Origin of the sequence: Pandoraea norimbergensis (assembly GCF_001465545.3) — a bacterium.
Taxonomy (GTDB): Bacteria; Pseudomonadota; Gammaproteobacteria; order Burkholderiales; family Burkholderiaceae; genus Pandoraea; species Pandoraea norimbergensis.
The window spans coordinates 2,918,872-2,942,737 of sequence record NZ_CP013480.3; the positions used below are offsets into that span (position 1 = coordinate 2,918,872).

Sequence of the window (23,866 nt, forward strand, 5' to 3'; positions counted from 1 at the left end):
CGTTGGCCCCCAGAGGGAAAACTCACCGTGAAACGCCTCAGCCTCGCGCTCATCGTGGCGTTGCTACGCGTATTGTCCGTACTGCCGTATCCGTTGGTCGCAAGGCTCGGGATGGTGGTCGGTACAGTCCTGTATGCACTCCCGAGCCGCCGCAAGCATATCGTCCTCGTCAATCTGCGTCTTTGCTTCCCCGACAAGACCAGCGCCGAACATCAAACGCTCGCCAGAACCCACTTCCGCCATGTCGTTCGCAGCTATCTTGAGCGCGGCATCCAGTGGTTCGGCAGCGCCAAGTCGATCCAGAATATCGTTCAGCTCGACAGCAAAATCGATCTCGACGACCCCAACGCGCCGCCTACGATCTTCATGGGGTTCCACTTTGTGGGCATCGAGGTCGGGTGCATGCTCTATTCGACGCATCTCCCCGTGGCATCGCTGTACACGCGCATGTCGAGCAAAGGTCTGTGCGATCTGGCCAAGAAGCAACGCGGCCGGTTCGGTGCCGAGATGATCGAGCGCGCAACCAGCGGCAAAAAGATTGTGGCGTTGCTGCGCTCCGGCAAGCCGGTCATGATCGCCGCCGATATGGATCAAGGCATCGACAACTCCGTGTTCGTGCCTTTCTTCGGCGTCCCGGCCTGCACACTCACGGCCGTTTCGCGTCTCGCGAAACTGGGGCGTGCGCGGGTAGTGCCGTTCGTGACCGAGGTGCTCCCGGATTATCAAGGGTACAAGCTGACGATCTTCGAGCCGCTCGCCGACTTCCCGTCAGGAAGCGATGAGATCGACGCGCGTCGTATGAACGCGTTCCTTGAGGAGCAGGTGGTCCGATTTCCCGAACAGTATTACTGGGTGCACCGGCGCTTCAAGCATCGACCGACAGGCATGGCACCGGTTTATTGACAGCACCGGAAGTGGGGCAGTGAAGCGCCAAGCGGCGTAATGTCCGCGTTGCATCAGTATGAAAAAAGCCACCTCTTCGAAGGTGGCTTTTTTTGTACGCATCAGGGCTCGAGTCAGTTCCACTCGCTACATACTCACTTCTCACCGGCGGGTGGTACAAGCGCCGCGTCGGGCGCGCCGTCGTGTGAGATGAGGATCGCCAGCCACCGGCTGCTTTGAAACTGCGCCGCGATCACCATGACGAGAACGGTCAGCGGTGTGGAAAGAATGGCGCCCGGCACGCCCCAGACCAGCGTCCAGACACCGAGCGCGAAAATCCCGACCAACGGGTCCGTGTTGGTGCTTTTCGCCTGAAGTTTGGGTTGCACGAGGTTGTGCGCAATCTGGAAGATGGCAAGCGTGACGACAAACACCGCGAGCGGCACCGAAATCGAGTCGCTATGGATCGCGGCAAACAGAGCGGGCACAACACTGGCCACGAACGGCCCTACGACCGGCATGAACGCGAGCAGGAAGACCGTCACCGCCCAGAACGCCGTGTTGGGCAGTTCCGCAACACGGAAGACCAACGCGGAGATCACGGCAATCGCCAGATTGATCGCCGTTTGTGAGATCAGGTAAGCCTGCACGCCGTGCACGATCTTGTTGAGAACGATGCGCTGGGAATTCGCTCGGGCCTCACTCGTCGTGATGCGCAGAATTTTCGGCTCAGTGTTGCGCGAAGCGCCAAGCAACATGAACACGAGAAACATCAGCGTCAGAAACGCCATCGACACAGCGTCTCCCAGCCACGTCGCGATGGTGTGTTCAAACTTCGGCAGATCGATCAACCCGAGCACTGTCGCCAGATCAAATTTCCGCCCGAAGCCCACGGTGGCCGTCCGAATGAGGCGATCGAGCTGGGCGGGAAGGTCAGCCGCTTGCTGGATCAGATCGCTGATGCCCTGAAGCGTAATGATGAAAATGCTATAGGCGCTGAAACCCACAATCGCTGCCGTCGCCACGAGGATCAGCCATTTCGGCGCACGCGGCAGGAGGCGAACCACCACCAGGACGATGCCCGAAATGAGAATTCGCAGAAGGACAGCGAGAAAGAAAGGGATGAGTACCGGGCGAAGGAAATACAGGAGTGCCAGACCTGCGGCGACGCCCGTTGTCGTCTGTGCAACAGACCCAGGTGTTGAATTCATTGGTGGATGTTCTTAACGGTAAAGGCAGAAAACGCGCCTCAGATCGCGCGCCTTTCGTCCGCAAGAATATCAGGCAAATTTGTTTCCGGGGTTTCAGGGCGGTGGTGTCGCCACCACGGAGCCATGATGCCGCAGAACCATGGCAGATCGGCGCGCGACCTGCCATGGCTCAGCCAACGCTCAGGGTTACTGCACTTCCTCGATTTCGCTCGGCTTCCACGTCTTGTCGAACCATGCGTCAAGCGGGCCATACAGTCGCAGGATCGTGAACCAGCCTTTGCCCGGCACGGTCTGCATCCAGTTGGCTTCCTTGCCCTTGGGCGCCACCGGCCCGAAGTACAGGTCGACTGACCCGTCAGCGTTGGTGATCAGCTTGTCACGCTTGTTGTTCTTGCTGGGGAACGGCTGCGAGGTCTGTAGCTCGGAGCGGGTCTGCGGATCATAAATAACCACGGACCAGAAGTCCTTTGCCGGCACGTTGGCGGGAATGCGCAGCCGGTAATGCTTCGCGCCGTCAAACGGTTTGCCCGTCGAATCCGCGCTGGAGAGGGCATATTGCGACCCTTTGCCGACCAGTTTCGCGGCCATCGCCGGCGTATTGACCGTGGCGACATAGAAGAAGCCTGTGCGGGCATCGAGGTCGCGGCCCGGGGTGCCGTCACCGCCGAGCCAGCGGTAGTCATCGCCGATAAAGCCGACTCGCCACTGGCTGTTGGGATACAGATAGGCGCGCGGATCGCGATTGCGGAAGCTGATGGCTCTGGCCGTGGCGTTACCGACGGCGACCGCTTCGGTGAGCGTCTTCGTCATGCGCTCATCCGGCGCGAACGCCTTGCCTTTGCGGATGCCGATCGAGGCGACCAGTCCACGCAGTTCGGGATCAATGAAACCGATGGGTTCCTTCTGGATGACGTGATCCAGTTCCTTGAAGAACTCGAAGTTGTTGGCATGCACCGTGTTGAACGCTTGCTTCGAGGAATTGATGAACTCCATCTTTGGCGGGTTCTTTGCCTTGCTGAGTGAATAGACCTTGAAGCCGTCGCGGAACATCTTCGACGCCACGTCAGGTTTGCCATCCACCAGGAAACCGCGCAAGACCACGATGTTCACATAGGACGGCGAGCGCGCGATGTAGTACTCGCCGCCATCTTTCACATCCTTCGGTAGCTTGCCTTTGTAGTCGGCGGGCACGATCAGGTACTTGCCACCCTTGCCGCGATCCGGCCCCGGCACGCCCATGTCGACGACGAAGCGGAAGAATGCGTCGTTGACAGTCCCCGGACCACTGCCCGGCGGCACTTCCACCACGGTCGGACCGTCGGTCTCGAGGTCTAGCACCCCGAAGGCGTAGACGGTATCAGTGTTGGCGGTCAGCAGTAGCGGATTGGAATCGGCCAACTGATCGTAGATCGTGGCCTGATGGCTCTTGGTTGCCCCAAGCGCAACGCTTGAGCGGCGGATCGCCTCAATGCTCGCAGCAGGCATGAGGTTGAGGAACACTTCCACGCCACGAAGGAAATCGAGGTTGTCGAAGGCCCGTTTGGCCGTGTCTTCGGTCGGCACGCCATCCACAAAGTTGAGCGTGCCGATTCGCGTCTGGACGGTGTCGGGCGTCAGGACATCCGGCGGGATGTAGGTATTGAACCCTTTCGTGGGGGCGGCTCCATCCGGGGCCTTCTGCGCATGGGCGATCTGGACGCACAGCGCCCCGATCAGCGTGGCGGTGACAAGCCCGCGGGTGCCGTTGAAAACCATTCACTTCTCCATCGCTTATTCGAAAAATAGCCACAAACCGTTCCGTAGAACTGGCTGTGGCAGAGGTTCCCGGACTGTACTCCGGGACCTCTCGCGAGAGACGGGGCTTACCGTGAAATGAGGCAAATTGGCGATAAGAATGAGACGAAATCGCGGAGCGCTCGCACTGGCTATCCCATGGACTCACTTTCCAGTCGCACGTTGCCCCAAGCACTACAGCTTGTAGCTGAGCGAAACCATGACATTGCGCGGCTCACCATAAAGGGCCTGATTGTAGAAACCTGTCATGGCGTAATACCGCTTGTCGAAGACGTTATTGACGTTCATCGATACCGTCGCGTGCTTCGTCAACGCGTATCGCGCCATCAACGACGCGGTGGCGTAAGCGCTTTGTCCCACTTCCACGGTTCCGTTGGGGCTGACGGCGGACTGATAGAACCGGCTTTGCCAATTGAGCCCGCCGCCGACCGTGAGTCGAGCCCAAGCCCCGGACAAGCGGTAAGTGGTGAACAGCCGAGCGGTGGTGCGTGGAATCTGGCAGCTCATCCGGCTGCCATCGCCATTAGATGCTGTGAAGTGTGAAACTCCCGCGTACACGTTCCAGCCTTGTGCCACCTCGCCTTGAACATCGACATCCATGCCCTTCGATTCGGTGCCGCTGGCCGCGTAATAGGCTTGTGTTCCATCAGGCAGAAGCCGGCCAGCGTCGATCTGGGCGACGTTATCGAGCTTGGCTTGGAAGAGGGCGATCGAGGCATTGAGCCGGCCATCGAGGTATTCGCCTTTGAGGCCGACTTCCGCATTCTTTCCGGTTGTCGGCGCAAGAATGTTGCCGTTCCTGTCGCGGTATGTCTGCGGGTTGAAGATCGCCGTATAACTGGCATAGGCGGAGTACGTGTCGTTGAGGTCATAAACCAGCCCGACATATGGGACAAACTTCGCGGCCGTCTTGTAATGGAATGAGCTGGTCTCGGAATTCTGATCAACTTCGTAATTGCTGAATCGACCGCCTGCGATCAGCTTCGCCCGATTAGACAGCGAGAATCGCGCGGCACTGTAGAAGCCGCTTTGCTTCACGCGAGTTCGCGTCAAGGTATAAGACGCCGCGTTGAAATCGGGTTCCGGATAGTTGCCGTTCCAGTCATAGAAGTTGCCGATCGGCGTGCCGGGAAAGACGAAGCCGGTTTCGTGATCGTCCGAGTTAAGGTTTGACGCAATGGCCCCAATGACCAGCTCATGTTTTCGGCCGAAAAGCCGGAATGGGCCGGTGGCCATGACATCGAAGTTGTTCTGCCGGGTCTCGAGCAGCCCGGCGGCTGCCACGGGAATCAGCCCCTGACCGGTGAGCTTATCGGGATAGCCCAACACCGACAGCAGCCGGGAATCCGCATTCGCCCGCTTCTGACTAAACTCCGCCCGCAGTTTCCAACCGTTATCGAATCGCTGCTCAAGATCGGCAAAGGCGGTTTTCAGGGTGCTGTCCCACGTGCTCCAGTTCGCCGCCATGTTGGTCGAACGAGGCCATTGCGTGGTCGACCCATCGCTGAAAAACAGCGGCTGGCCGCCCCAAGGCATTCCCTTGGGCACCGAGTGTGAATACTGGTAACCGACGGAAAGGGTCGTGCTCGACGTCAGGTCTGCGTCCACCACGCCATAGAGCGATTGGCGCTTCAATGTGTAGCGATCCAGAAACGAGTGTGAATTCTGATTCACGGCCACGAGGCGAGCGCGGATGCGCCCATCGGCACTCAGTGGCGTCGATAGATCGACGGCCTCGCGGTAGTTATCCCACGAACCCGCGCTTATCGATGCTGACGCGGCAAAGTCTTTCGACGGTCGTTTGCGCACCAGATTGATGGATGCCGACGGGTTGCCGGTCCCGCTCAGCAACCCCGTTGCGCCCCGGACAATCTCGACCCGGTCGTAAAACGCAGCGTCCTGAATACCGTCTCCCGGAACGAAGGTATTGGGGAGTGCCGCCGTGGGCACGCCGTCGTAATTGAATTGGGTGATTTCGAATCCGCGCGAATAGAACGACACGCGACCACCGCCGCCATCGAGCGCGTAAGACGAGATACCCGTGCTGTTGTTGAGCACATCGGTGATGGCGGTCATCCGCTGATCCTCCATGCGCTGTTGGGTCACGACCGTCACCGATTGCGGCGTGTCGCGCAACGACAGCGGCAAGCCGGTTGCCGCCGAGGTCTGGCCGGTGGTGTAGGAGAGGGTGCCTTCCGTCGTGGCTTCCGGCTTGGCGGCGCTGACCTCGACCGCCGGCAAGCTGACCACCGCCGTCTCGGCTGGCGGCGCTTGTGCAGCCTCCGTGTCGCCGTCGGTGGGTAGCGCCCATCCCGGCACCGGTGCGGCGAGCGCCAGTGCCAACGCAGCAGCCAAGCGAGTGTTTTGCAGCGAATGGCGCGTGGCGGGTTGCGCCGCACGCCGGTGGCGAATCAGAGAGTTGGTCATGGCAGATGTCGTTAATATTTCGTTAATGCAAACGACAATCATTCTCAAGTTCGAGGCAAAGCGGGTAAATGCCGCGCCATGCACTCCATGATTGCGCCAGACGCATCGGTTTCAAATTGGCGTTTTATGTTGTGATCTAATGGAGTCCGCAATATCTGTGCTTTTGATGTTTCAGTACGTCATCGAATACCTCTCTGTGTAAATCCGGTGCCGCAAGGCGCCTATCAGAACGCCGGTGTTTCAACACTGGCTTTGACACCAGGAGCGAGCGCAATGGCAGAAACTCTCATCAAGGTCGACCTGAAGCAGTCCGCGTACGAAAACGAGCAGGTGCATAACCGTTGGCATCCCGACATTCCGATGGCGTGCTGGGTGAAGCCCGGCGACGATTTCATTCTGGAGACGTACGACTGGACGGGCGGCTTCATCAAAAACGATGACAGTGCAGATGACGTGCGCGACATCGACCTATCGATCGTGCATTTCCTGTCGGGCCCTGTCGGCGTGCAAGGTGCAGAGCCCGGCGATCTGCTTGTGGTCGATCTGCTGGACATCGGTGCGAAGGCCGACAGTCAGTGGGGCTTCAATGGCTTCTTCTCGAAGACCAACGGTGGCGGTTTTCTCACCGATCACTTTCCGCACGCGCAAAAATCCATCTGGGATTTCCACGGTCTGTACACGAGTTCGCGCCATATTCCGGGCGTCAATTTTGCCGGGCTGATTCACCCGGGGCTGATCGGTTGTCTGCCTGACCCGAAGCTGCTGGAGACGTGGAACGAGCGCGAAACCGGGCTCATCGCGACGGCACCCGAGCGTGTCCCGCCGCTGGCGAATCCGCCGTTTGCCGCGACAGCGCATATGGGGAAGCTGTCGGGCGCGGCGCGTGAGAAGGCTGCGGCAACGGGCGCACGGACCGTGCCGCCGCGTGAGCATGGCGGCAACTGCGACATCAAGGATTTGTCGCGCGGCTCGAAGGTGTTCTTCCCGGTGTATGTCGATGGCGCGGGCCTTTCCGTCGGCGATCTCCATTTCAGCCAAGGCGACGGTGAGATAACGTTCTGCGGCGCCATTGAAATGGCCGGGTGGGTTCACATGCGCGTGAACATCATCAAGGGCGGCATGGCGAAGTACGGCATTCGCAACCCGGTGTTCCAGCCCAGCCCGATGACACCGTCGTACAACGACTATCTGATCTTCGAAGGGATATCAGTGGACGAGCAGGGCGGTCAGCACTATCTCGACGTGACGGTGGCCTATCGTCAGGCTTGTCTGAACGCCATCGAGTATCTGAAGAAGTTCGGTTATTCGGGCTCGCAGGCGTATTCGATTCTCGGCTGCGCGCCGGTGCAGGGGCATATCAGCGGGGTGGTGGACATTCCAAATGCCTGCGCGACGCTGTGGCTGCCGACGCAGATCTTCGACTTCGATATTCGCCCGAACGCCGATGGACCGATCCGGCATGTGAAAGGCGGCGTGGATATGCCATGTTCGCCCGATCTCGTGAAGTCCTGACGCGTTGCATCAACCGGAGGCAGACATGCCGATTTACGACTTCGAATGCGGGCGTTGCGGGCCGTTTGTGGTGATGCGGCGGATCACGGATCGCGACGCACCGAGTCATTGCCCGGACTGTGGCGGCGAAGGGGCTCGGGTGATTTCGGCCCCGTCGCTGGCGTTGATGGGGAATGCGAACCGTACCGCTCACGCATCGAATGAGCGTGCGGCGAATGCGCCGCGTCAGTCGGGCGATGGCGCCTCGAGACGCCACCGGGCCGGATGCAGTTGTTGTTCCGGTGGCAAGGTGGCGTTGGCCGGGGCTAGTCAGGAAGCGTCCGGTGGGCTCAAACGGCCTGCTGGCAGGCCTTGGATGATCAGTCATTGACACGTTGTTTTGCACGGCGCAACGCCCGAGCCATCGGCGTTGCGCCGTTTTTGTTCCGTCCGCCATTTCTCTACAATAGTGCCGGCGCCGATCCCCCTCGGACGCCTCGACGATCAGGAGACATGCGGTGCACAAGAGAAGAATTGCCGGGTTGGGACTGAGCCTTATGACGATGCTTGCCGCGCCCGCCATGGCGCAAAACACAACCGACGCCACCACGGCCACGGCCACAGCCACTGCGCCGCAACGCGACGCCTTCTTTTGGCTGGGAGAAATCAACAAGGCTTCGCTGGTCATCAATACCCGGCAGGGCTTGCTGGATGCCAAGCTCGCACCGCACATCGCCAGCGGGCTCGATACGGTGCTGCGCGCGGGCGATCAACCCGGCGGTGCACGTCCCGATCTGGTCATCACGTTTGAGCCGTTGCTGATCAAGGCTGCCGGTGTCGAAGCCACGCTGTTGCACGCAGGCCGCTCCAGTCAGGACATGTTGGCGACGGTGCGCGCCGCGATGTACCGCGACCGGTTGCTCGTCCTCGCCGCGCAGTTGCGCACCACGACGGCGACGCTGCGCCGGCTTGCCCAACAGTACGAATCGACCATCGTGCCGAACTACACCAATGGTGTGGCGGCGCAACCCAACAGCTACGGCCACTATCTGCTGGGCCACGTAGCGGGGCTTCAGCGCGATGCGCAGCGCCTGCATGAGTTGTATGCGCGTGTCGATCTTTCGCCGATGGGCACGACGGTGCTCAATGGCACGAGCTGGCCGCTCGATCGCGACAAGATGGCGCATTCGCTCGGCTTTGCCGACAAGGTGGATAACGCCTACGACGCGTCGCAGATTGCGGCAACGGACTTGCCGGTCGAGATCGGCGCGCTTTCGACGAGTATTGCGCTGCATACGTCGGCCTTCGTTCAGGACGTCATGGTGCAGTACGCGCAGCCGCGGCCGTGGATCTTGCTGCGTGAAGGCGGCGGCAATACGTACGTCTCAAGTGCCATGCCGCAAAAGCGCAATCCGGGCCTGCTCAACGACACGCGCACCGCAGCGTCAATGGTCGTGACGCTCGGCGTGGGACGCGCGATCGCCGCGCACAACATTCCGCCGGGCATGAACGACGCGAAGCATATCGACGAAAACATGGCGGTGCTGGACCGGACCACGGCGCTGCTCAAGCGCTGGGATCGCGTGCTGAACGCGCTGGTGATCGACCCGAAGCGCGCGCTCGAAGAGCTCGACAGCGACTGGACCGCTTCGCAGGAAATTGCCGACGTGCTGATGCGCGAGCATGGCCTGCCGTTCCGGGTGGGGCATCACTTTGCATCGGAGATCGTCGACTACGCGAAGGCCAACGACCTTCGTCCGAGCAACTTCCCTTATGCCGAAGCGCAGCGCATCTTCAAGCAGACTTTGACGGAGATGCAGGTGAGCGGCGGCGATCTGCCGATGAGCGAAGCGCAATTCCGCGCAACGCTCGATCCGACGGCGATCGTCATGCATCGTGCGACGTCCGGAGGCCCTCAGCCTGCTGAAATGAAGCGCATGCTGGCACGCACCGATCGTGAGCTGGATGCCGACGGTAAGTGGATCGATACCCACCGCCAGACCATCGACCGGTCGCTGGCGTCACTCGACAGCGACTTTCAGCGGTATTTGCCGGCGAAGTAGGGGATGAGGGGGTAGCGAGGAGGGGCGGGGCAGGCTGCCTTGACCGCGTCGATGTTCAGGGCATAAGGTGATGGCTCATCCGGTCTTTGCGGATGATCCGACGATAGGAGAACACCATGTCCCAGCCGTCATCTACGCTCACCCCCGCTTTTATCGAACAGCAACGAAAACGTCTCGAAGCCATGCGCCAGCAGTTGCTGGGCGGCGAAGAGAACACGATCGCCGACGAGGCGTCGTTGCAGTCCGAGCACGGCGACGAAGCCCAAGAATTCGAAGACGATGCACAGACGCTGGCACAAGACGAAGTCAACCAGAACCTGCGCAACGTGAACAACAACCGTATTGGCGATATCGAACGTGCGTTGCAGAAGATCGCCGACGGCACCTACGGTTTCTCCGACGAAAGCGGTGATCCGATTCCGAAGGCAAGACTTGAAGTGGCGCCGGAAGCCGTCTTAACTGTCGCGGAGCAAAGTCGTCGTGAAGCCGGGGATTAATGCCGACGTCAGTTGTGATTTGCGGCTTCCGCCTCGGTCTGCTCGATGGCTTTGATGATGATGTGCAGCGTGGCGTCCAGGTGATCGACCGTGTGACGCCGGCAAGCCGTAACATCGCGCGCCCGGTATTCGTCGAGCATCTTCTGATGTTCTTGATTGCTCACATCGACGTGCACGGGGCGCATATACAACGACAGGGCAATGTAGGGCCCCGAAGCATCACGCAAGGTCTTGATCAGGTGGGCGAGACGCGACTCGTCTTGCGACGCCCAGAGCGCCGCGTGAAACGCCTGATTCAACTCAGTCCATTTGACGACGTCCGACGTCGCCACCATCTCGAGGTGCAACGCCTCTGCCTGCGCGATATCTTCTTCCCGAAGCGTGGCCATCGCTTGCTCGGCCATCATCGGTTCGAGTGTTTTACGCAGACGGTACAGCTCGTTGACATCGTCGATCGTGAGACCGCGCACCACGGCACCGCGGTGAACGTCGAAAAACACCAGCCCCTCGGAGACCAGCGTGCGCAGCGCTTCGCGCACGGGCGTCGTCGACATATCAAGACGACGCGCGAGATCGTCCTGCCGAAGGCGGTCTCCCGCCTTCAACTTGCCTTGCAGAATCTCGGTGCGTAGTGTCTCGATGGCATATTGATATGCCGTGAGTCGACGACGGCCAGACGAGCCGGACGCGCTGGCAGATGCGGAGGACATGCTTTTCAAAGGGGTGCCATGTGAAGATTATTGACGCGTGAGTTTACTCCAATTTGCCAGCGCTTCTCCGAGCGCTCCGGGCGCGACGCCCGAGGCAATTAGCGCCACGACCAACAACCGCGCCTTGAGCGCAGACAGCCAGCCGGACAGATGCGCACCACGCCGGGCAAGATCAATTTCGGCGCCGACATAGCCGTAAGTCTTCGATGCGGTCGACCCGCTTGCCGCACGGCTGGCGATCACCACCGGCACTTGTGCTGCCAGACGGCTGATACGCTCGGCGAATCCGAACGAGACGTGGCCGGCACCCAGCGCCGCGATCACAACGGCCTCGTAGCCACCGTTGACCGCCATCTCCGCCAGTTCGCCGTCGTCACCCAAAACCGCCGTCACTAGCGCGACTTTGGGCCAATCACGCACCGGGCGCGCCAAGGGTTGGGGGCGAACCGGCTTGGCGTGGAAAAACGTCGGACGCCCTTCAACGATACGCGCCGCGACACCGCCGTCGTGCGACACGAATGCCTGCACGGCCAGCGCATCGCCCTTGCTAACCCAACGCGCGTAGTGGGCGGTGTCGTTCATCAACACGAGTACGCCGCGACCCACGCTGTCGGGATGCGCCGCCGTGCGCACGGCGGCCAACAGATTCGCAGGACCGTCCGCGCCAGCGGCTTGCGGCGCGCGCATCGCCCCGGTCACGATCAGCGGCTGCGGCAACTTCCAGAACAAATCCAGCAGGAAAGCGGTTTCCTCAAGCGTATCGGTGCCTTGCGTGAGCACGACACCGCTGGCGCCGTCGGCGATCTGCTGCTCAGCCCAGGTGAGGGCGGCCATCAGGTCGCCATAACCCAGCGACGCGCTCGGTAGTTGGCGAAGTGATGTCGCCTTGATGGTCGCCACGTCGGACAGGCCGGGCACGGAGTTAGTCAGTTGCGCAGCGTCGAGCGTAGGAACGACGCCGCCGGCAGCGTCTGACGGCGTCATGCTGATCGTCCCGCCAAGGGAGGCGACGGCAACCACGGGAAGCGAGTTGGACATGGTGGAGGTGGGCAAGGTGGAGAGTTTATTGATTTCAGTTGAAGTGCATTGTGCATTATATATAATCGACAATCGTTTGCGAAGGGCATCGGGCGCTTCGCAGAGAAATCAACACCTAGGAGACGTCATGGAACCAACAACAGCAGGGCATCCCCCCGTCGCAGCGACGCGATATCGGTTCGCGATATTTGCGCTGATCGTGGTGATCGCCCTCGTGAACTACATCGACCGCGGCGCGATTTCGTACTCGGCGGCGCAAATCACGTCGGAATACGGATTTGATCGGGCGGGGTGGGGCGCCGTCCTTGGATATTTTGGCTACGGCTATATGTTCGGTGCGCTGTTCGGCGGGGCACTTGCCGATCGCGTCGGCGCCAAGACGGTGTGGGTGATCGCGGGCATCGCGTGGTCGGTGTTCGCCATCGCCATGATCTGGGCGGGCGACCTCGGGCTCGCCGTCTTTGGCGGCTCGGCACTGACCGGCTTCGCGGCGATCCGTGTGCTGTTCGGCTTCGCCGAAGGACCGGCGTACTCGATCATCAACAAGACGATGGCAGCGTGGGCGTCGCCGTCGGAGCGTGGTTTCGCGGTGTCCATCGGGCTGTTGAGCACGCCGCTCGGCGCGTTGCTCACGGCACCGGTCGCTGTCGGTTTGCTACTGCTCACCGATAGCTGGCGAACGATGTACGTCGTGCTCGGCCTGGCAGGTTTCGTGCTGATTGCCTTGTTCGCGCGCGTTTATACGAACCACCCGGAAGACAATCCGCGCGTGAACGCGGCCGAAGCCGCGCTGATTCGGGCAGGGCGCCCGGCGCAGAGTCCGTCGGCTGCCGCAGCGGCTAGCGATATGCCGTGGTGGAGCTTCTTCAAGAGCAAGACGTTGGTATTCAATTCGATCGGCTATTTCGCGTTCGTCTATGTGAACTTCATGCTGCTCACGTGGACGCCGAAGTACCTCGCCGACGAGTTTCACTTCACGCTGTCGTCGCTTTGGTACATCGGCATGATTCCGTGGACTGGCGCATGCGTGACGGTGCTGCTCGGCGGCCGCATTTCCGATTGGCTGTACCGCAAGACGGGCAAGCTGGTCATCGCACGTAGCTGGTTCGCGGCAGCGGCGCTGACGTGCACGACGTTGTGCTTCCTGATGGTGTCGCAGGCCACGAGCGTGTGGGCAGTGATTGCGTTGATGACACTGGGCAACGCGCTCAACGCGCTGCCGAACTCAGTGTATTGGGCGGTGGTGATCGACACGGCACCGACGCGCGTGGGGACGTTCAGCGGGTTGATGCACTTCATCGCGAACATCGCTGCCGTGCTCGCCCCGACACTGGCCGGCATTTTGTCGGCGAAGTACGGCTACTCGTCGATGTTTGTCGCGACCGCCGTGGCAACGGCAGTGGGCGTGTTTGCCATGCTGCAAGTGCGTCCGGGTGTTGGACCGAACAGCGGGCGGCAGGAGGGGAAGGCCGTATCGGCTTGATCGCACTCAATGGCTGAGGGGTCGGAGCAGACTGATCAGTTCGGACCGGCGAGCGGGGCTCGCCGGCAAAGTGGCATCACTGTGCCGACGCTTGAGCTGGTCTGCGAAGCTATCTTAATATTCGTCCCTTACGAGGTTAATGCGCACGGATAGCGTTCGCACCAGACCGGCGGGTTACACAGGAGAAATCACCATGCCAAAGCGGACCGATGAGCAAGTGCAAACCGAAATCGGCGCGTTGACGCAGTTGCAGCCCCAACTTCCTCAGCGCGCACGACAGGCGGTGGATGCTGCACTTCAGGTCCTGAGAGACAACCTGTCAAACGACGCGGTGTACGACAGATTTGAAGAGGGAACCGAGGAGTTTGAAGACGCGTTGACGGCGTGCATGTGGCGTGACGGCGTCTCCGGCTACCAAGCACTGTCGGCGCAGTACCGCGATCTGATTTAACGGGAATTGGTGCAATCGTCCTGTTATCGTCGGTGAAGCTTCTTACGTCCTTTTGCTTCTGCCGCGGTCAGTTCCTGAGCATCCAGGACATAGGTTGAAGCGTTGGCCAGTCGCTCTACGGTGAGGTCGATGAAGGCTCGGACGCGCGACGGCTGTGCCTCACGGCTTCCGTAATAGACGTAGACGTTCATGTGGTCGGTGACGTGGTGCGCGAGCAGTGGCACAAGACGTCCCGAACGAATCGGTGCCGCCGCCGACAGGCCCGACAGCAAACCGATCACGTGCCCCGACAGCACTGCTTGGGTTTCGAGTTCGGCGTCGTTGCTCGACAATGCAGGCGGCAGGTCCATGGAAATGACTTCGTCGCCGACCTTGAGAAGCCAGGGAAGCACGCGACCAGAGCCGGGATGCCGAAACACGCTGCATCGATGCGACGCCAGTTGTTCAATCGAGTTCGGTGCGCCGTGTGCCGCAATATAGGCCGGCGCCGCGCAAACGATCAGTTGCATCGCGAAAAGACGGCGAACGGCGACGCCGTCGTCTGGCGGATGGCCGATACGAAAGCCGACATCGGCGCGGTCTTCCACCCAGTTGCCGATACGGTCGTCGAGTTTCACGTCTGGCTCAACGTCAGGGTGACGGCGGCAGAACTCATCAATCAGCGGCCACAGCACCGGCAGGAACGAGTACTTCGGAGCGACGATCCGCAGCGGACCCGCGATCTCATCCTTCGCGGTGCGAACGCGATCAGCGGCACGCGTCAGCGCGGCTAGCGCGGGTTGGGCGGCCTCGAGGAATTGCTGCCCTTCGTGGGTGAGCGCCAGGCTACGCGTCGTGCGATGCAACAATCGCACGCCCAGCCGTTCTTCGAGGGCCACGAGCGCCTGACTCGCGGCCTGCGGACTCACACCTTGGGCCGCCGCCGCGCGCCGAATGCTGCCGAGTTCGATGGCCTTCATGAAGGTCTCGATTGCGCGAAGGTCGCTGATGGCCATGGGGATCTCCGAAATTGCGAGTCGACAGTATCAATTTCTACTTGCTACTGAGTCAATCAAAATCCCACTAATTAATTGATAATTGGCAACCTAAGCTCAGACCTCCACATCATCATCAGGAGAGTTTCATGAGCGAGAACATCAAGGACAAGGTCATCGTCATTACGGGGGCCAGCAGTGGTCTCGGCTTGGCAGCCGCACGCCTCTTGAGCGCGCAAGGTGCGCGAGTCGTGCTCGGCGCGCGGCGCATCGAACGCTTGCAGCAGCTGGCCGACGAGTTGAATCGCATGGAGACGCGGGCACTCGCGGTAGCGACCGATGTCACTGTGCCAGACGAGATGACGCACCTTGTCGACAGCGCGGTGCAGACCTTCGGGCGTATTGACGTGATGGTCAACAACGCCGGGCTCATGCCGCTTTCGGCACTCGAGCGGCTGAAGGTCGACGACTGGGACCGAACGGTCGACGTGAACCTCAAGGGAGTTCTGTACGGCATCGCTGCGGCCCTGCCGCACATGCAGCGCCAGATGTCCGGACATTTCATCAATGTATCGTCGGTGGCGGGCCACAAGGTCATGTTGAACGGCGCCGTTTATTCCGCGACCAAACATGCCGTGCGGGCTTTGTCCGAAGGCCTGCGGCAAGAGGTGAAGCCCTGGAACATTCGCACCACCATCGTGTCGCCTGGCGCGGTGGACACCGAACTCCCGGGCAGCATCACCGAACCGGACATGGCGCAAGGCATGCAGGGCTTCTATCAGGCGAATGCCATTCCGGCTGAGTCTTTCGCGCGTGCCGTCGCTTTCGCTATCAATCAGCCCGACGACATGGATGTTAATGAAATCGTGTTCCGGCCGACCCGTCAGGTCCCGTAAACGTAGAACAGCAGCGCGTTGTTATGCGATAGCGCTTGCAATGGACATTTGTGTCCGGTTACTTATATGCCGCCGCCGGATGGGTGGCTCCCGTCCAAAACACTATTTAACATAATGTACATTATGCGAATGGTCAGTGCTTGTAAGGATGTGAAAGAAACCCGGACAATGTGCCGGGTTTTTTCGCTTACACATCATAAAAAGAAAGAAATGAAATATCCGAACCAGCGATACGGGAATCCCGAGGCATTGCGACACTGGATGCTTCACTTCGGCGGCATCACGGGCACCGCCAAATACCTCAAACGCACCACACGCACACTGGCCAATTGGTTGAGCTACCGCGAGCGTATGCCTTGGTGGGTCCCCGAGATCCTCCGCCTCAAGGCATTCGAACACGCCGAGCAAATGCGCCATATGGGCATCCTCCGGCAGATGCGGCCGAATTTTGGGTTCGTGCCGATGGCGGCGCAGCACGCGGCGAACGATGACATTTACACGCCCATTCTGCAATTGGGGCTCTTCATGGCCGAAGCCCTATAATCGGCACCGGCGCCGCCCTGGCGCTCCACACACGAACGACGATATGAAAACAAAAATCGCAATCCTCGCCGCACTCGTACTATCCGCCTGCGGAACCGTGACCCAAGTCCCGCCGCAGTTCTACCGGGCGCAAGGCCAAGCCGACCAGCTCGCCATGTCAGATCGAACCGACGTGAAGTGCACCGTCTACGTCGCTGGCGAGCGCGCCGCAAACCTTGTGATGGTCCCCTGACGCAAAAAAAGGCCGGTTTCCCGGCCCTTTTTCACTTGCGTTTCTTGAAGCGCCCTTTCGAATCGCGCGGCGGCGTCTTGTGGTGCTTCTTGTGCTTGGTGTGTTTGCGTTTCGTCGTCATGACTGATCCTCCAAACCTAGTTTGCTTTCCATGCGCCACAGACGACGCTCAAGCCGCCAGAGATAACGCCCGATGCCGTACAGTGCAGGCAAGACCAGCACATTGACGGCCGACAGCGCGAACCCCGCAACCTCAAGCGTCATCCGGCCCCCCTTCCCTTATTGCGCCTTCTTTTCCGGCAGGAACACCGCCAGCGCCGACAGAATGCCCGCCACGGCTTGTGCCATGACGTTCACCTTGTCCGGGTTCGCACCCACTGCCACGGCCGCCGCTGCAATACCCGCCCACGTGGACGGCTCCCGAAGTCGTTGAATCACGTACATTTCTTTCCCCCGTTTAAGTACCACCGAACCACGCCGCACCGTCGGGCGGCAAACCTTTCGCCGCCGTCTGCCCGTAGGCGTTCGCGGCACTCGAAACTTGATGAGGCAACGCTACCCAATGGTCGAAGGCATTGCCGTTTGGATCAAACATGCCCAGCGGATCGAGAAGCCCGCCGAGCCAGTTGTTCACCTGCGTGAGCCCCAGACTGTCGTACGTCTGGACGCCCGTAGCTCGAGCGTCTTGCACGTAATTGAACGCGCCGCTGGTGAAGTTGTTCAGGGCCGACGTTGCCGCCGTTGTGGCACGCCTGCCGACGTAGACAACCGCAGCCACGGCAATACCCGCGACGGCCAGCTTGAATTTCATGTCGTCGGAAAGCGCCATATCAGCCGTAGTTCGCCGGGTTATCGAAGCCAGCAAGCAAATCGTTCGTCGGGTTCAACTGGTCGGGCAAGATGAACCGCGAATTTCCGCCCATGCTCCATTGATTCCAGTTGTACGGCACCAGCCAGCCAGCACCGGCCGCATAGTCGGCACTGATTTGCCCTTGCACCGCCGCCGTCGCGTTGTCCACTGCGCGGATGGTGTTGAATCCGTAGCTGCCACCGCTGTAGCCGCCTGTCTGCAACACGTCGCTCGAACCGGTTCCGAGCAATCCGCGCAGAATCGACCCCATCGGCATGCCACTTGCGCCGCTCGACTGAGCGTTGCCCACCGGGCGCGTTTGCACAGGTGCGGCCGTCGCTCGACGCGTCATCATGAAAGCCACCAACCCCACGGCGGCCAGCATCATGAAGTCTCCGCCACCGCCACCGCCGCCCACCACTGCCTTAGCCATAAACCACCCCGCCAGCGTTCTGATAGACCTGCTGCAAGGCGGACAGCGCGCGCTCCGGCTGGCCGTATCCGGCCCCCGGCAAACTCGCCCATACCTTGCGCACCTTTTGCACCGCGACCGCAAACCGGCCCGCATCAACGTCCGGCAGTGCGCCCCACTCTCGAATCAATTCGATTGCCCCCGCGTCTTGACTGGCGGGAGAGAAGTCCGGCAGGCTCAAGCGCGCTTTGAGCGAGTCCCACGTGCGCGCCAACATTTGATAAGCGCCCGCTGCGCTCGACGTAAGAGGCTTTCCCGCCACAGTCTTTGTTATGTACTGGCGCGGGTGATCCGCGTAGCCGTTGAATGTGCCACCACCAAACAACGTGTTATAGGTCGCGCCCTCGCTGTATCGGATCATCGCCAGAAAGGCGGCGCGGTTCGTCTGTGCCATATCCGTGTCCGTGCTTGTGTCGTCTGTCGGCGCGGCATCCAACAGGTATGCCGCATCGCTAAAAAATCCCATCGCCGTGTCCATCGCATCGGGTTCGATGGCCCCCGGCTCGTCTGCTCGCTGCTGCTCCCGCAGCCAGAAGTAGCCCCCCATCACCACCACAACGACGGCCGCGAACGTTGCGCGCTGCATCGTTACTGCTCGAAGAATTCGAACACGGCGCTCATGTCCTGCCCGATTGCACCGTTGATGGTCAGCCCGTTCCCCGGCGTAATTACGATTGGCTCGCGCAGGCTAAACACGAAATTCGCACCGGCTTGCAGCGCTCCACCACCCAACGACTGGCCGCCCACCAAGGCCGCCGATTGTTGCGTTCGCAGTTGCGCAGTGCTGCCAGCGGCGTTTATGTTTTTGGAGCCACCACCCCCGGCGCTCGTTGCGAGCGCCACGCTCGAAGGACGAATTTGCGCGTAGCCAACCGCAGCGGAATTCGCGTAAATTGTTTGCAGCACGACATTTTTCGCGTTGCCCGGAGGGTTCCATAACTGGACCTGCGAAAAATTCCCCGCGATCCCTGTCACCCCCGCCGCTCCGATAAACGTCGTGTTCGCCAAGCTCCGCGCGACACCGTTGTCGATGACGTTCACGTTGCCGAACATGCGGAAATTTCGGAATCCCGCGTCTGACAGAACGACAGTCCCCGATACCGGGCCGGTGCTGGCGTTGATAATCAGCCAGCTTTTGACGGGCGAACCTGCGTCGAACCCCTGCCCCAAGCGCAACGCCATGCCGCCCTGCTGCAAATCCGGGATGACCTTGATCGCACCGTTGGAGTCTGTGCAGTCAACAAAATCCAGAACCTGCGCGTTCGCGTCGATCATCATCGACGCGCCCGGTGCCTTCAAATTGAAGTCATACGACTGGATGTTCAAAGGATTTTCCCCTTCAACGCCGTTACCGCAACGATCCCGGCAATTACCAGTCCACCAGCCACGAGAAATTTTTGCCCGTTGCTGATTTCCTGCGCCGTGGAATACGCGCCCGCTACCGCCTGCGTCGCGGTCTGGTTCACTTCCTGCGCCGTCTTGGCGGTGTCCTTGGCAAAGTCGATGAGACCGCCAAGATTGTCAAAAAGCGATTTCGCGTTCGTCTTGAACAGATCCGCGTTAGTGTTGATCGCACCTTGTGCGAGGCCCACCGCCGATGTCATATCGTCGTGCGCGGTCTTGTTGGCCGTCGTCGCGAAGTCAAACGCCGCAGTGATTGCGCCAAGGTCACCGATATTCGCCACAACCTGATTGCTATTGCCGGACACGCCGATGCCGTGGTCGGTGACCACGCGTTTATCCTCGGCGCTGGTGCTGGCGCTCGACTCGCTCTCCGATCCACCATTCGCGGGAATCATCGGCAGGCCCAACCGCATCAACATGAGTTCTTGCGGGCGTCGAATCATAGTGTTTTCCGTAGCGTCACTGACGTGGTGCGATACCCCGCCGCGCGCAGTTTCTTGATGAGTCCCCGTCGCCGCGTTTCCATGCGCAGCGTCACGCATTCGTGACACTGGCGCTCGATCAACGGCAATACGTTCTCGACCAGATCGAACCCGGCGCGACCATGCGCCAACCGTACCGTGGCCACAATACCGCGAGCCTCCGAGTGGAAGCCAAGGACGTAGAACGCCACCGGCGTACCGTCGGCAGTCACGCGGAAGAAGTGGCCACCCTGTGCCACGTCCACCGCATCGACAACACCGTCGCTCGTGCTGGTTTTCTCTCGTGCCGCAGGCGCGTCGAACGCGTCAGCGATTTCCGCCAGCACAGCGGCCGTCATCGGCTCCGGCCGGCACTCGATTACCGTGCGCGCCATGCCATCACCATGATGACGAGCGCGACCAGCACGACCGGGTTTTGCAGCGTCGATTGCGCGGCGCTCGTGACGGTCGGCACGGCGCTCGCAGTCGAACCGCCGAGCGCCACCGTCCACCCCGAGTTGTTCATGCTCCCGTCGGTGATCGGGTTTGCCGACGACATTTTTGCGCCGCCGACCATGTTTCCCAACACGTTCGACGTTTGTTGCGCCGCGACCGCGAGCAAATACGGGTTCATGGTTCCGCTTACCCCTTATGTTCGGCAAACAGGAACAGCGCCCCCACGGCCAGCAGCAGCAACGTGCCGCCGCCAATCCCCGCACGGGCCACCGGCCCGTTGTAGCCGTACATCGTCCCCAACGGCTGCGTTACCACCATGGTGTTGGTCGGCTGCAATGCGTTGATGCTTGCCACGTCGATGGCGCGCATCAGCCCGTATTGGAGAATGTCCCCGACACGCTGGCCGAAAATGCCGTCGGTAACGCTGCTCGATTGCGGCGACACCGGGTTGCTGTAGTAGCTCCCCGGCTGCATGTTCATCGAGTCGTCAACCTGCACCAGATTGCCGTTCGAGTCGTAAGAAAATGACATCGCTGCCCCCTGCCTTTATGCGTTGTAGGGCGCGTCGAGCAGTTCGAGATACGCGTTGATCGTGTCACCCGCCGACAGGTACGCATTGAATTCGAGACTCTTTGCGTCCTGCGTGATGAGCATTGCCGACTGGTTGTTATCGACAATGAAGTCGACCGCGAAATGCCCCGCCTGCGGCACCTTCTTGTACTCGTTCTGCACGAAACGCCGGATGTGATCCGTCGTATCCATGACCACGATGCCGTTTTTCTTGACCTCGACGCGATTGATGTTGCCGTCGCCGTTGCCGACCCACGACGCACCCGCATAGAACAGGTGCACGCGCTTGATGAGCGCGCCCTGCGGGTTGAAGTTGATCATGAACTTGCCGCCGACCGTCGTACTCGTCGGGAAGTAAAGCAGCTTGTGCACGAGTGCACCGGCTTTACCTTGGCTGGCGGTCAGGAACGCGAACGCGTTGAGCGTCGGCGCAGTTGCGCCCGTGATCGTCACTTCGATGGAGACCTGATCCGGCAAGGCGGCCATGTCGTAACCGCCGATTTCCTTACCGTCGATCGACGGTGCGTCGCGCTCGGTAAAGTCGATGGTCAACTGATTGGGCGCGTCGTAAATGCCCTTGTACTTGTTGACGGTATCGAGCACCGCGCCGGTGCAGTTGTACGTCGTGCGCACGCCGATCTTGACCTTGATATCGGTAATCATGGCCTTGGTGAACGTCGTGCCGCCGAGATCCAGCACCACACGCGTGAGCGTGTTGTTCCACTTCGGGATGCGCAGCGTCGCGACACCGGTGGCCACGACGTTATTGAAGGGCGGGAGTTGTTGAACGATTGCCATTGCCGCGTCCTTACGAGTTGGTGTTGCCGTAAAGCGCGATGCCCACGAGTTGACTCGTGACCGGCAGTTGTCGCGCGATGAAGATGACCACCAGCACAAGTGCCGTTGTCTTGACTGCGTGTTTGATATCGCTCATACCGGCCGCCTTAGCTCAGCAGCGATTGCACGCTGGTGGGCAGGTACTTTTTGCCCTTGTTGATCAGCACCATGGCAACGGCGGTAATCAAAACCGTCTTGCCGATTTCCTTGATACTCATGTCGTTGCCCTCGCTCGACGTGTGAAATGGGATTTGCAGGTCGAACCCTAGGCAAGAAAACGGCCGCCGGGAAGTGGCGGCCGTTACGTTACGTTCGGCTCAAAACGTCAGCTTTCCGCTACGCACTTCGCCCGTACTCATGTTGCGCTCGATGTAAGCGAGGTTTTCCAACCCGCTGACTTGATCGACGGGCACGCGCAACGCGTTCGCCATGACCTTCACGTCGTTGTCGTAATTCAGGCGCCCGCAATGCACCAACGTGGCGTTGCCGATGAAGTCCTTGTCAATGTTGGCGGGGCGCTGTGCACCACCGAACAGCGTCAGCCCGTGGTGCCGCCCCTTGCGCGACAGGATCGACCAACCGTCCGGCGCGCGACTGGGTTCGGTTACGTCGCCGAGTTCGTCCACCACCACGCAGCAGTTTTCCGTTGCGTATGCGAGTTCGCAGAACAGGTCGAACTTTGCCCCGTATGTGCTAAATGCGTTTCCCGGCTGGTAGACGAGTGCCATGCCCTCCCCCGCTTCAACGGCACCCCGCACGGATGCCGTCAGTTCGCGCAGATCGGTGATCGGTCGGCCAAACGCCATGTATTCGTCCTGCGGGTCCCAAATCAGCAGCCGCGCGGGCGAACCGGTGCGCAACTGCTGCTTGATCCACGCCGATTTGCCCGACCCCGACGCCCCCATAACAGCGACGATGTTTGCTTTGTTGGTACTCATGCCGCGCGAAGCCTCCCGCCGTGGTCCTCAACCTTCGTCTGAGGCGCGGGCGGCCCGTGAGCCACGCGGCCGTTCTGTGCATCCATCTCAAGCGTGCGCGCCTTCTCCACCTCGGCGCGCCATTGCTTGTGCGCCGCAAACGTCATCGCTGCCAACGGCAACGCCGTCATGATCAACGTGAGTTCCGGTCCGCCGCGCACGCCGGACACGTCGATGCCGTACTTCTCTGCCACCGGCACGATGGCGGCGGCCAGTTGCTTGCACACGTCCGGCGTATAGATCGATGGCAGGTAGGGCAGGAGCGGCGACGCAACCGTAACGCCCAGAACGATCAGTTCTGCCAGTTCGTCCGCCGGGTTGATCGGCTCAGGCTCGCCCGGCAGCGGTGCCGCCGCCGCCGTCTCAATTTGCGACTCAAACGCGGCGGCCTTTCGTTCGAGCAGATCGAAAGCAATCACATCTCCGGCCATACGGCGAACCCTCCCCTGCCCTGTTCATTCGTTACGGGCGGCGCGGGCAACGCCTCCCCGTTCGTTACGTTACGTTCGTTGGCGGCGATAAACTGGTCTCGCATGAGTTCGTCTGCCTCATCACCCCGCGCGAACACCTGCACCCCGCAGGCGTTGCAGGTGATATGCACCCGCCCCGATTTCGTCATCACCCCCCACCTTGCCCGGTCGGTCTTGCAGATCGGGCACGTACAGGCGTTCCCCCCGGCCGCCGTCATGCTTACGTCGCTCCGCCGGTGTGGCCGAGTTCTGCCGCAATGGCGGCGATGGGAGCGGCCAGCGCGTCGACCTTCACGCCGAGTGCGGCCAATGCATCCTCCACGCCCTGCGCCGCAACGGTCGCAGGGTCAACCGGTGGCGGTGCCGTCTCAGCCTGCGCCGCAGCGGCGGCCAAATCGTTATGGATTTCCGCTAACAAGTTGGAGCCCGTGTCGTGCAAATGCGGTTGCAGTTCATCGAAGCGCGCCAGCAGCGCGCGGAGTGCTTCACTCATGATTACCTCGCTCGGGACTGGTTTGTGATGCAACTATCCGGCTGTCCCGTTGTGCCAGATGGTCGAGAATGTCGAGCAGCGCATCGAAGAACTTGCCGCCCTGCGCTCGGACGAGCGCGGGCAATGCCTTCGCTTCGCGGTGCACGTTTTCGAGCTTTTTTTGCGTAGTTGCGTCCATTTCTCC

General features: G+C 60.7%; 32 protein-coding genes. 10 read left to right on the forward strand and 22 right to left on the reverse strand.

Annotated features, from left to right (window positions below; genetic code table 11):
* The first annotated feature begins 27 nt into the window (after nucleotides 1-27).
* Complete coding sequence (locus tag AT302_RS12600; protein WP_058378745.1) at nucleotides 28-903, forward strand: lipid A biosynthesis lauroyl acyltransferase; 876 nt, start codon at nucleotides 28-30, stop codon at nucleotides 901-903.
* Between the two features lie 134 nt (nucleotides 904-1,037).
* Here the strand turns inward: AT302_RS12600 and AT302_RS12605 are convergent, their stop codons facing one another.
* The 3 genes from AT302_RS12605 to AT302_RS12615 form a co-directional block, all read right to left on the reverse strand.
* The gene (locus AT302_RS12605; protein ID WP_058378746.1) at nucleotides 1,038-2,093 is read right to left on the reverse strand and encodes an AI-2E family transporter; all 1,056 of its coding nucleotides are present in this window, start codon (nucleotides 2,091-2,093) and stop codon (nucleotides 1,038-1,040) included.
* A 186-nt stretch (nucleotides 2,094-2,279) separates the two neighbouring features.
* Entirely contained in the window at nucleotides 2,280-3,848 is a 1,569-nt protein-coding gene (locus AT302_RS12610; protein WP_058378747.1) for a DUF1254 domain-containing protein, read from the reverse strand.
* Nucleotides 3,849-4,061: 213 nt separating this feature from the next.
* On the reverse strand, nucleotides 4,062-6,398 hold the full coding sequence (locus tag AT302_RS12615) for a TonB-dependent siderophore receptor (protein ID WP_237172143.1): 2,337 nt from the start codon (nucleotides 6,396-6,398) through the stop codon (nucleotides 4,062-4,064).
* Nucleotides 6,399-6,587: 189 nt separating this feature from the next.
* Here AT302_RS12615 and fmdA point away from each other — a divergent pair, with 189 nt between their 5' ends.
* The 4 genes from fmdA (at nucleotide 6,588) to AT302_RS12630 (ending at nucleotide 10,365) form a co-directional block, all read left to right on the forward strand.
* Nucleotides 6,588-7,826, forward strand: coding sequence for a formamidase (gene fmdA, locus AT302_RS12620; protein WP_058378748.1), 1,239 nt, complete (start codon nucleotides 6,588-6,590; stop codon nucleotides 7,824-7,826).
* Nucleotides 7,827-7,851: 25 nt separating this feature from the next.
* Nucleotides 7,852-8,196 carry an FmdB family zinc ribbon protein gene (locus tag AT302_RS27280; protein WP_084656202.1) on the forward strand — a complete coding sequence of 115 codons (345 nt, stop codon included), beginning with the start codon at nucleotides 7,852-7,854 and terminating at the stop codon, nucleotides 8,194-8,196.
* 166 nt (nucleotides 8,197-8,362) lie between these two features.
* Nucleotides 8,363-9,868 carry a lyase family protein gene (locus AT302_RS12625; RefSeq protein ID WP_058378749.1) on the forward strand — a complete coding sequence of 502 codons (1,506 nt, stop codon included), beginning with the start codon at nucleotides 8,363-8,365 and terminating at the stop codon, nucleotides 9,866-9,868.
* A 116-nt stretch (nucleotides 9,869-9,984) separates the two neighbouring features.
* On the forward strand, nucleotides 9,985-10,365 hold the full coding sequence (locus tag AT302_RS12630) for a TraR/DksA family transcriptional regulator (RefSeq protein ID WP_058378750.1): 381 nt from the start codon (nucleotides 9,985-9,987) through the stop codon (nucleotides 10,363-10,365).
* 8 nt (nucleotides 10,366-10,373) lie between these two features.
* On the opposite strand, the gene AT302_RS12635 is transcribed toward AT302_RS12630, so the two are convergent.
* Together AT302_RS12635 and AT302_RS12640 are read right to left on the reverse strand one after the other, a co-directional pair.
* Nucleotides 10,374-11,075, reverse strand: coding sequence for a GntR family transcriptional regulator (locus tag AT302_RS12635; RefSeq protein WP_058378751.1), 702 nt, complete (start codon nucleotides 11,073-11,075; stop codon nucleotides 10,374-10,376).
* 27 nt (nucleotides 11,076-11,102) lie between these two features.
* Nucleotides 11,103-12,113, reverse strand: a complete 1,011-nt coding sequence (locus AT302_RS12640; RefSeq protein ID WP_058378752.1) for an asparaginase — start codon at nucleotides 12,111-12,113, stop codon at nucleotides 11,103-11,105.
* Between the two features lie 127 nt (nucleotides 12,114-12,240).
* Between AT302_RS12640 and AT302_RS12645 the strand changes: the two genes are divergently transcribed.
* Both AT302_RS12645 and AT302_RS12650 read left to right on the forward strand, forming a co-directional pair.
* The gene (locus tag AT302_RS12645) at nucleotides 12,241-13,596 is read left to right on the forward strand and encodes an MFS transporter (RefSeq protein ID WP_058378753.1); all 1,356 of its coding nucleotides are present in this window, start codon (nucleotides 12,241-12,243) and stop codon (nucleotides 13,594-13,596) included.
* A 193-nt stretch (nucleotides 13,597-13,789) separates the two neighbouring features.
* Complete coding sequence (locus AT302_RS12650) at nucleotides 13,790-14,047, forward strand: hypothetical protein (protein WP_058378754.1); 258 nt, start codon at nucleotides 13,790-13,792, stop codon at nucleotides 14,045-14,047.
* Nucleotides 14,048-14,070: 23 nt separating this feature from the next.
* On the opposite strand, the gene AT302_RS12655 is transcribed toward AT302_RS12650, so the two are convergent.
* Nucleotides 14,071-15,042, reverse strand: a complete 972-nt coding sequence (locus tag AT302_RS12655; RefSeq protein ID WP_058378755.1) for a LysR family transcriptional regulator — start codon at nucleotides 15,040-15,042, stop codon at nucleotides 14,071-14,073.
* Between the two features lie 128 nt (nucleotides 15,043-15,170).
* On the opposite strand from AT302_RS12655, the gene AT302_RS12660 reads away from it, so the two are divergent.
* The 3 genes from AT302_RS12660 (at nucleotide 15,171) to AT302_RS12670 (ending at nucleotide 16,692) form a co-directional block, all read left to right on the forward strand.
* Nucleotides 15,171-15,917 carry an SDR family oxidoreductase gene (locus AT302_RS12660; protein ID WP_058378756.1) on the forward strand — a complete coding sequence of 249 codons (747 nt, stop codon included), beginning with the start codon at nucleotides 15,171-15,173 and terminating at the stop codon, nucleotides 15,915-15,917.
* A 261-nt stretch (nucleotides 15,918-16,178) separates the two neighbouring features.
* Nucleotides 16,179-16,460: a hypothetical protein gene (locus AT302_RS12665; RefSeq protein ID WP_058378757.1), complete on the forward strand. Its 282-nt coding sequence runs from the start codon at nucleotides 16,179-16,181 to the stop codon at nucleotides 16,458-16,460.
* Between the two features lie 43 nt (nucleotides 16,461-16,503).
* A complete protein-coding gene (locus AT302_RS12670; RefSeq protein ID WP_058378758.1) occupies nucleotides 16,504-16,692 on the forward strand; it encodes a hypothetical protein in 189 nt (62 codons plus the stop codon).
* Nucleotides 16,693-16,809: 117 nt separating this feature from the next.
* Here the strand turns inward: AT302_RS12670 and AT302_RS27605 are convergent, their stop codons facing one another.
* The 16 genes from AT302_RS27605 to AT302_RS12740 all read right to left on the reverse strand — a co-directional run bounded on the left by AT302_RS27605 (nucleotide 16,810) and on the right by AT302_RS12740 (nucleotide 23,860).
* Entirely contained in the window at nucleotides 16,810-16,956 is a 147-nt protein-coding gene (locus tag AT302_RS27605; protein ID WP_157125779.1) for a hypothetical protein, read from the reverse strand.
* A 15-nt stretch (nucleotides 16,957-16,971) separates the two neighbouring features.
* The gene (locus AT302_RS27865) at nucleotides 16,972-17,130 is read right to left on the reverse strand and encodes a hypothetical protein (RefSeq protein WP_167365763.1); all 159 of its coding nucleotides are present in this window, start codon (nucleotides 17,128-17,130) and stop codon (nucleotides 16,972-16,974) included.
* Nucleotides 17,131-17,149: 19 nt separating this feature from the next.
* Nucleotides 17,150-17,521, reverse strand: coding sequence for a hypothetical protein (locus AT302_RS12675; protein WP_058378759.1), 372 nt, complete (start codon nucleotides 17,519-17,521; stop codon nucleotides 17,150-17,152).
* Between the two features lies 1 nt (nucleotide 17,522).
* On the reverse strand, nucleotides 17,523-17,975 hold the full coding sequence (locus AT302_RS12680; protein ID WP_157125780.1) for a hypothetical protein: 453 nt from the start codon (nucleotides 17,973-17,975) through the stop codon (nucleotides 17,523-17,525).
* The gene (locus AT302_RS28140; protein WP_237172145.1) at nucleotides 17,968-18,600 is read right to left on the reverse strand and encodes a glycoside hydrolase family 24 protein; all 633 of its coding nucleotides are present in this window, start codon (nucleotides 18,598-18,600) and stop codon (nucleotides 17,968-17,970) included. Before AT302_RS28140 ends, AT302_RS12680 begins: the two co-directional genes overlap by 8 nt.
* 2 nt (nucleotides 18,601-18,602) lie before the next feature.
* Nucleotides 18,603-19,340 carry a hypothetical protein gene (locus tag AT302_RS12690; RefSeq protein ID WP_058378761.1) on the reverse strand — a complete coding sequence of 246 codons (738 nt, stop codon included), beginning with the start codon at nucleotides 19,338-19,340 and terminating at the stop codon, nucleotides 18,603-18,605.
* Nucleotides 19,337-19,831: a hypothetical protein gene (locus AT302_RS12695; protein ID WP_157125781.1), complete on the reverse strand. Its 495-nt coding sequence runs from the start codon at nucleotides 19,829-19,831 to the stop codon at nucleotides 19,337-19,339. The genes AT302_RS12690 and AT302_RS12695 overlap by 4 nt, the downstream gene beginning before the upstream one ends.
* A gap of 26 nt (nucleotides 19,832-19,857) precedes the next feature.
* Entirely contained in the window at nucleotides 19,858-20,274 is a 417-nt protein-coding gene (locus AT302_RS12700) for a hypothetical protein (RefSeq protein ID WP_058378763.1), read from the reverse strand.
* Nucleotides 20,259-20,513: a hypothetical protein gene (locus AT302_RS12705; RefSeq protein WP_058378764.1), complete on the reverse strand. Its 255-nt coding sequence runs from the start codon at nucleotides 20,511-20,513 to the stop codon at nucleotides 20,259-20,261. Before AT302_RS12705 ends, AT302_RS12700 begins: the two co-directional genes overlap by 16 nt.
* Nucleotides 20,514-20,521: 8 nt before the next feature.
* The gene (locus AT302_RS12710) at nucleotides 20,522-20,866 is read right to left on the reverse strand and encodes a hypothetical protein (protein WP_058378765.1); all 345 of its coding nucleotides are present in this window, start codon (nucleotides 20,864-20,866) and stop codon (nucleotides 20,522-20,524) included.
* A gap of 15 nt (nucleotides 20,867-20,881) precedes the next feature.
* A complete protein-coding gene (locus AT302_RS12715; protein WP_058378766.1) occupies nucleotides 20,882-21,703 on the reverse strand; it encodes a major capsid protein P2 in 822 nt (273 codons plus the stop codon).
* A 10-nt stretch (nucleotides 21,704-21,713) separates the two neighbouring features.
* Nucleotides 21,714-21,839 carry a hypothetical protein gene (locus tag AT302_RS28265; RefSeq protein ID WP_257786047.1) on the reverse strand — a complete coding sequence of 42 codons (126 nt, stop codon included), beginning with the start codon at nucleotides 21,837-21,839 and terminating at the stop codon, nucleotides 21,714-21,716.
* Nucleotides 21,840-22,059: 220 nt separating this feature from the next.
* Nucleotides 22,060-22,680, reverse strand: coding sequence for a hypothetical protein (locus AT302_RS12720; RefSeq protein ID WP_058378767.1), 621 nt, complete (start codon nucleotides 22,678-22,680; stop codon nucleotides 22,060-22,062).
* Nucleotides 22,677-23,150, reverse strand: a complete 474-nt coding sequence (locus AT302_RS12725) for a hypothetical protein (RefSeq protein ID WP_058378768.1) — start codon at nucleotides 23,148-23,150, stop codon at nucleotides 22,677-22,679. Before AT302_RS12725 ends, AT302_RS12720 begins: the two co-directional genes overlap by 4 nt.
* A gap of 259 nt (nucleotides 23,151-23,409) precedes the next feature.
* Nucleotides 23,410-23,682 carry a hypothetical protein gene (locus AT302_RS12735; RefSeq protein WP_058378770.1) on the reverse strand — a complete coding sequence of 91 codons (273 nt, stop codon included), beginning with the start codon at nucleotides 23,680-23,682 and terminating at the stop codon, nucleotides 23,410-23,412.
* Nucleotides 23,675-23,860, reverse strand: coding sequence for a hypothetical protein (locus AT302_RS12740; protein WP_058378771.1), 186 nt, complete (start codon nucleotides 23,858-23,860; stop codon nucleotides 23,675-23,677). Before AT302_RS12740 ends, AT302_RS12735 begins: the two co-directional genes overlap by 8 nt.
* Nucleotides 23,861-23,866: the final 6 nt, after the last annotated feature.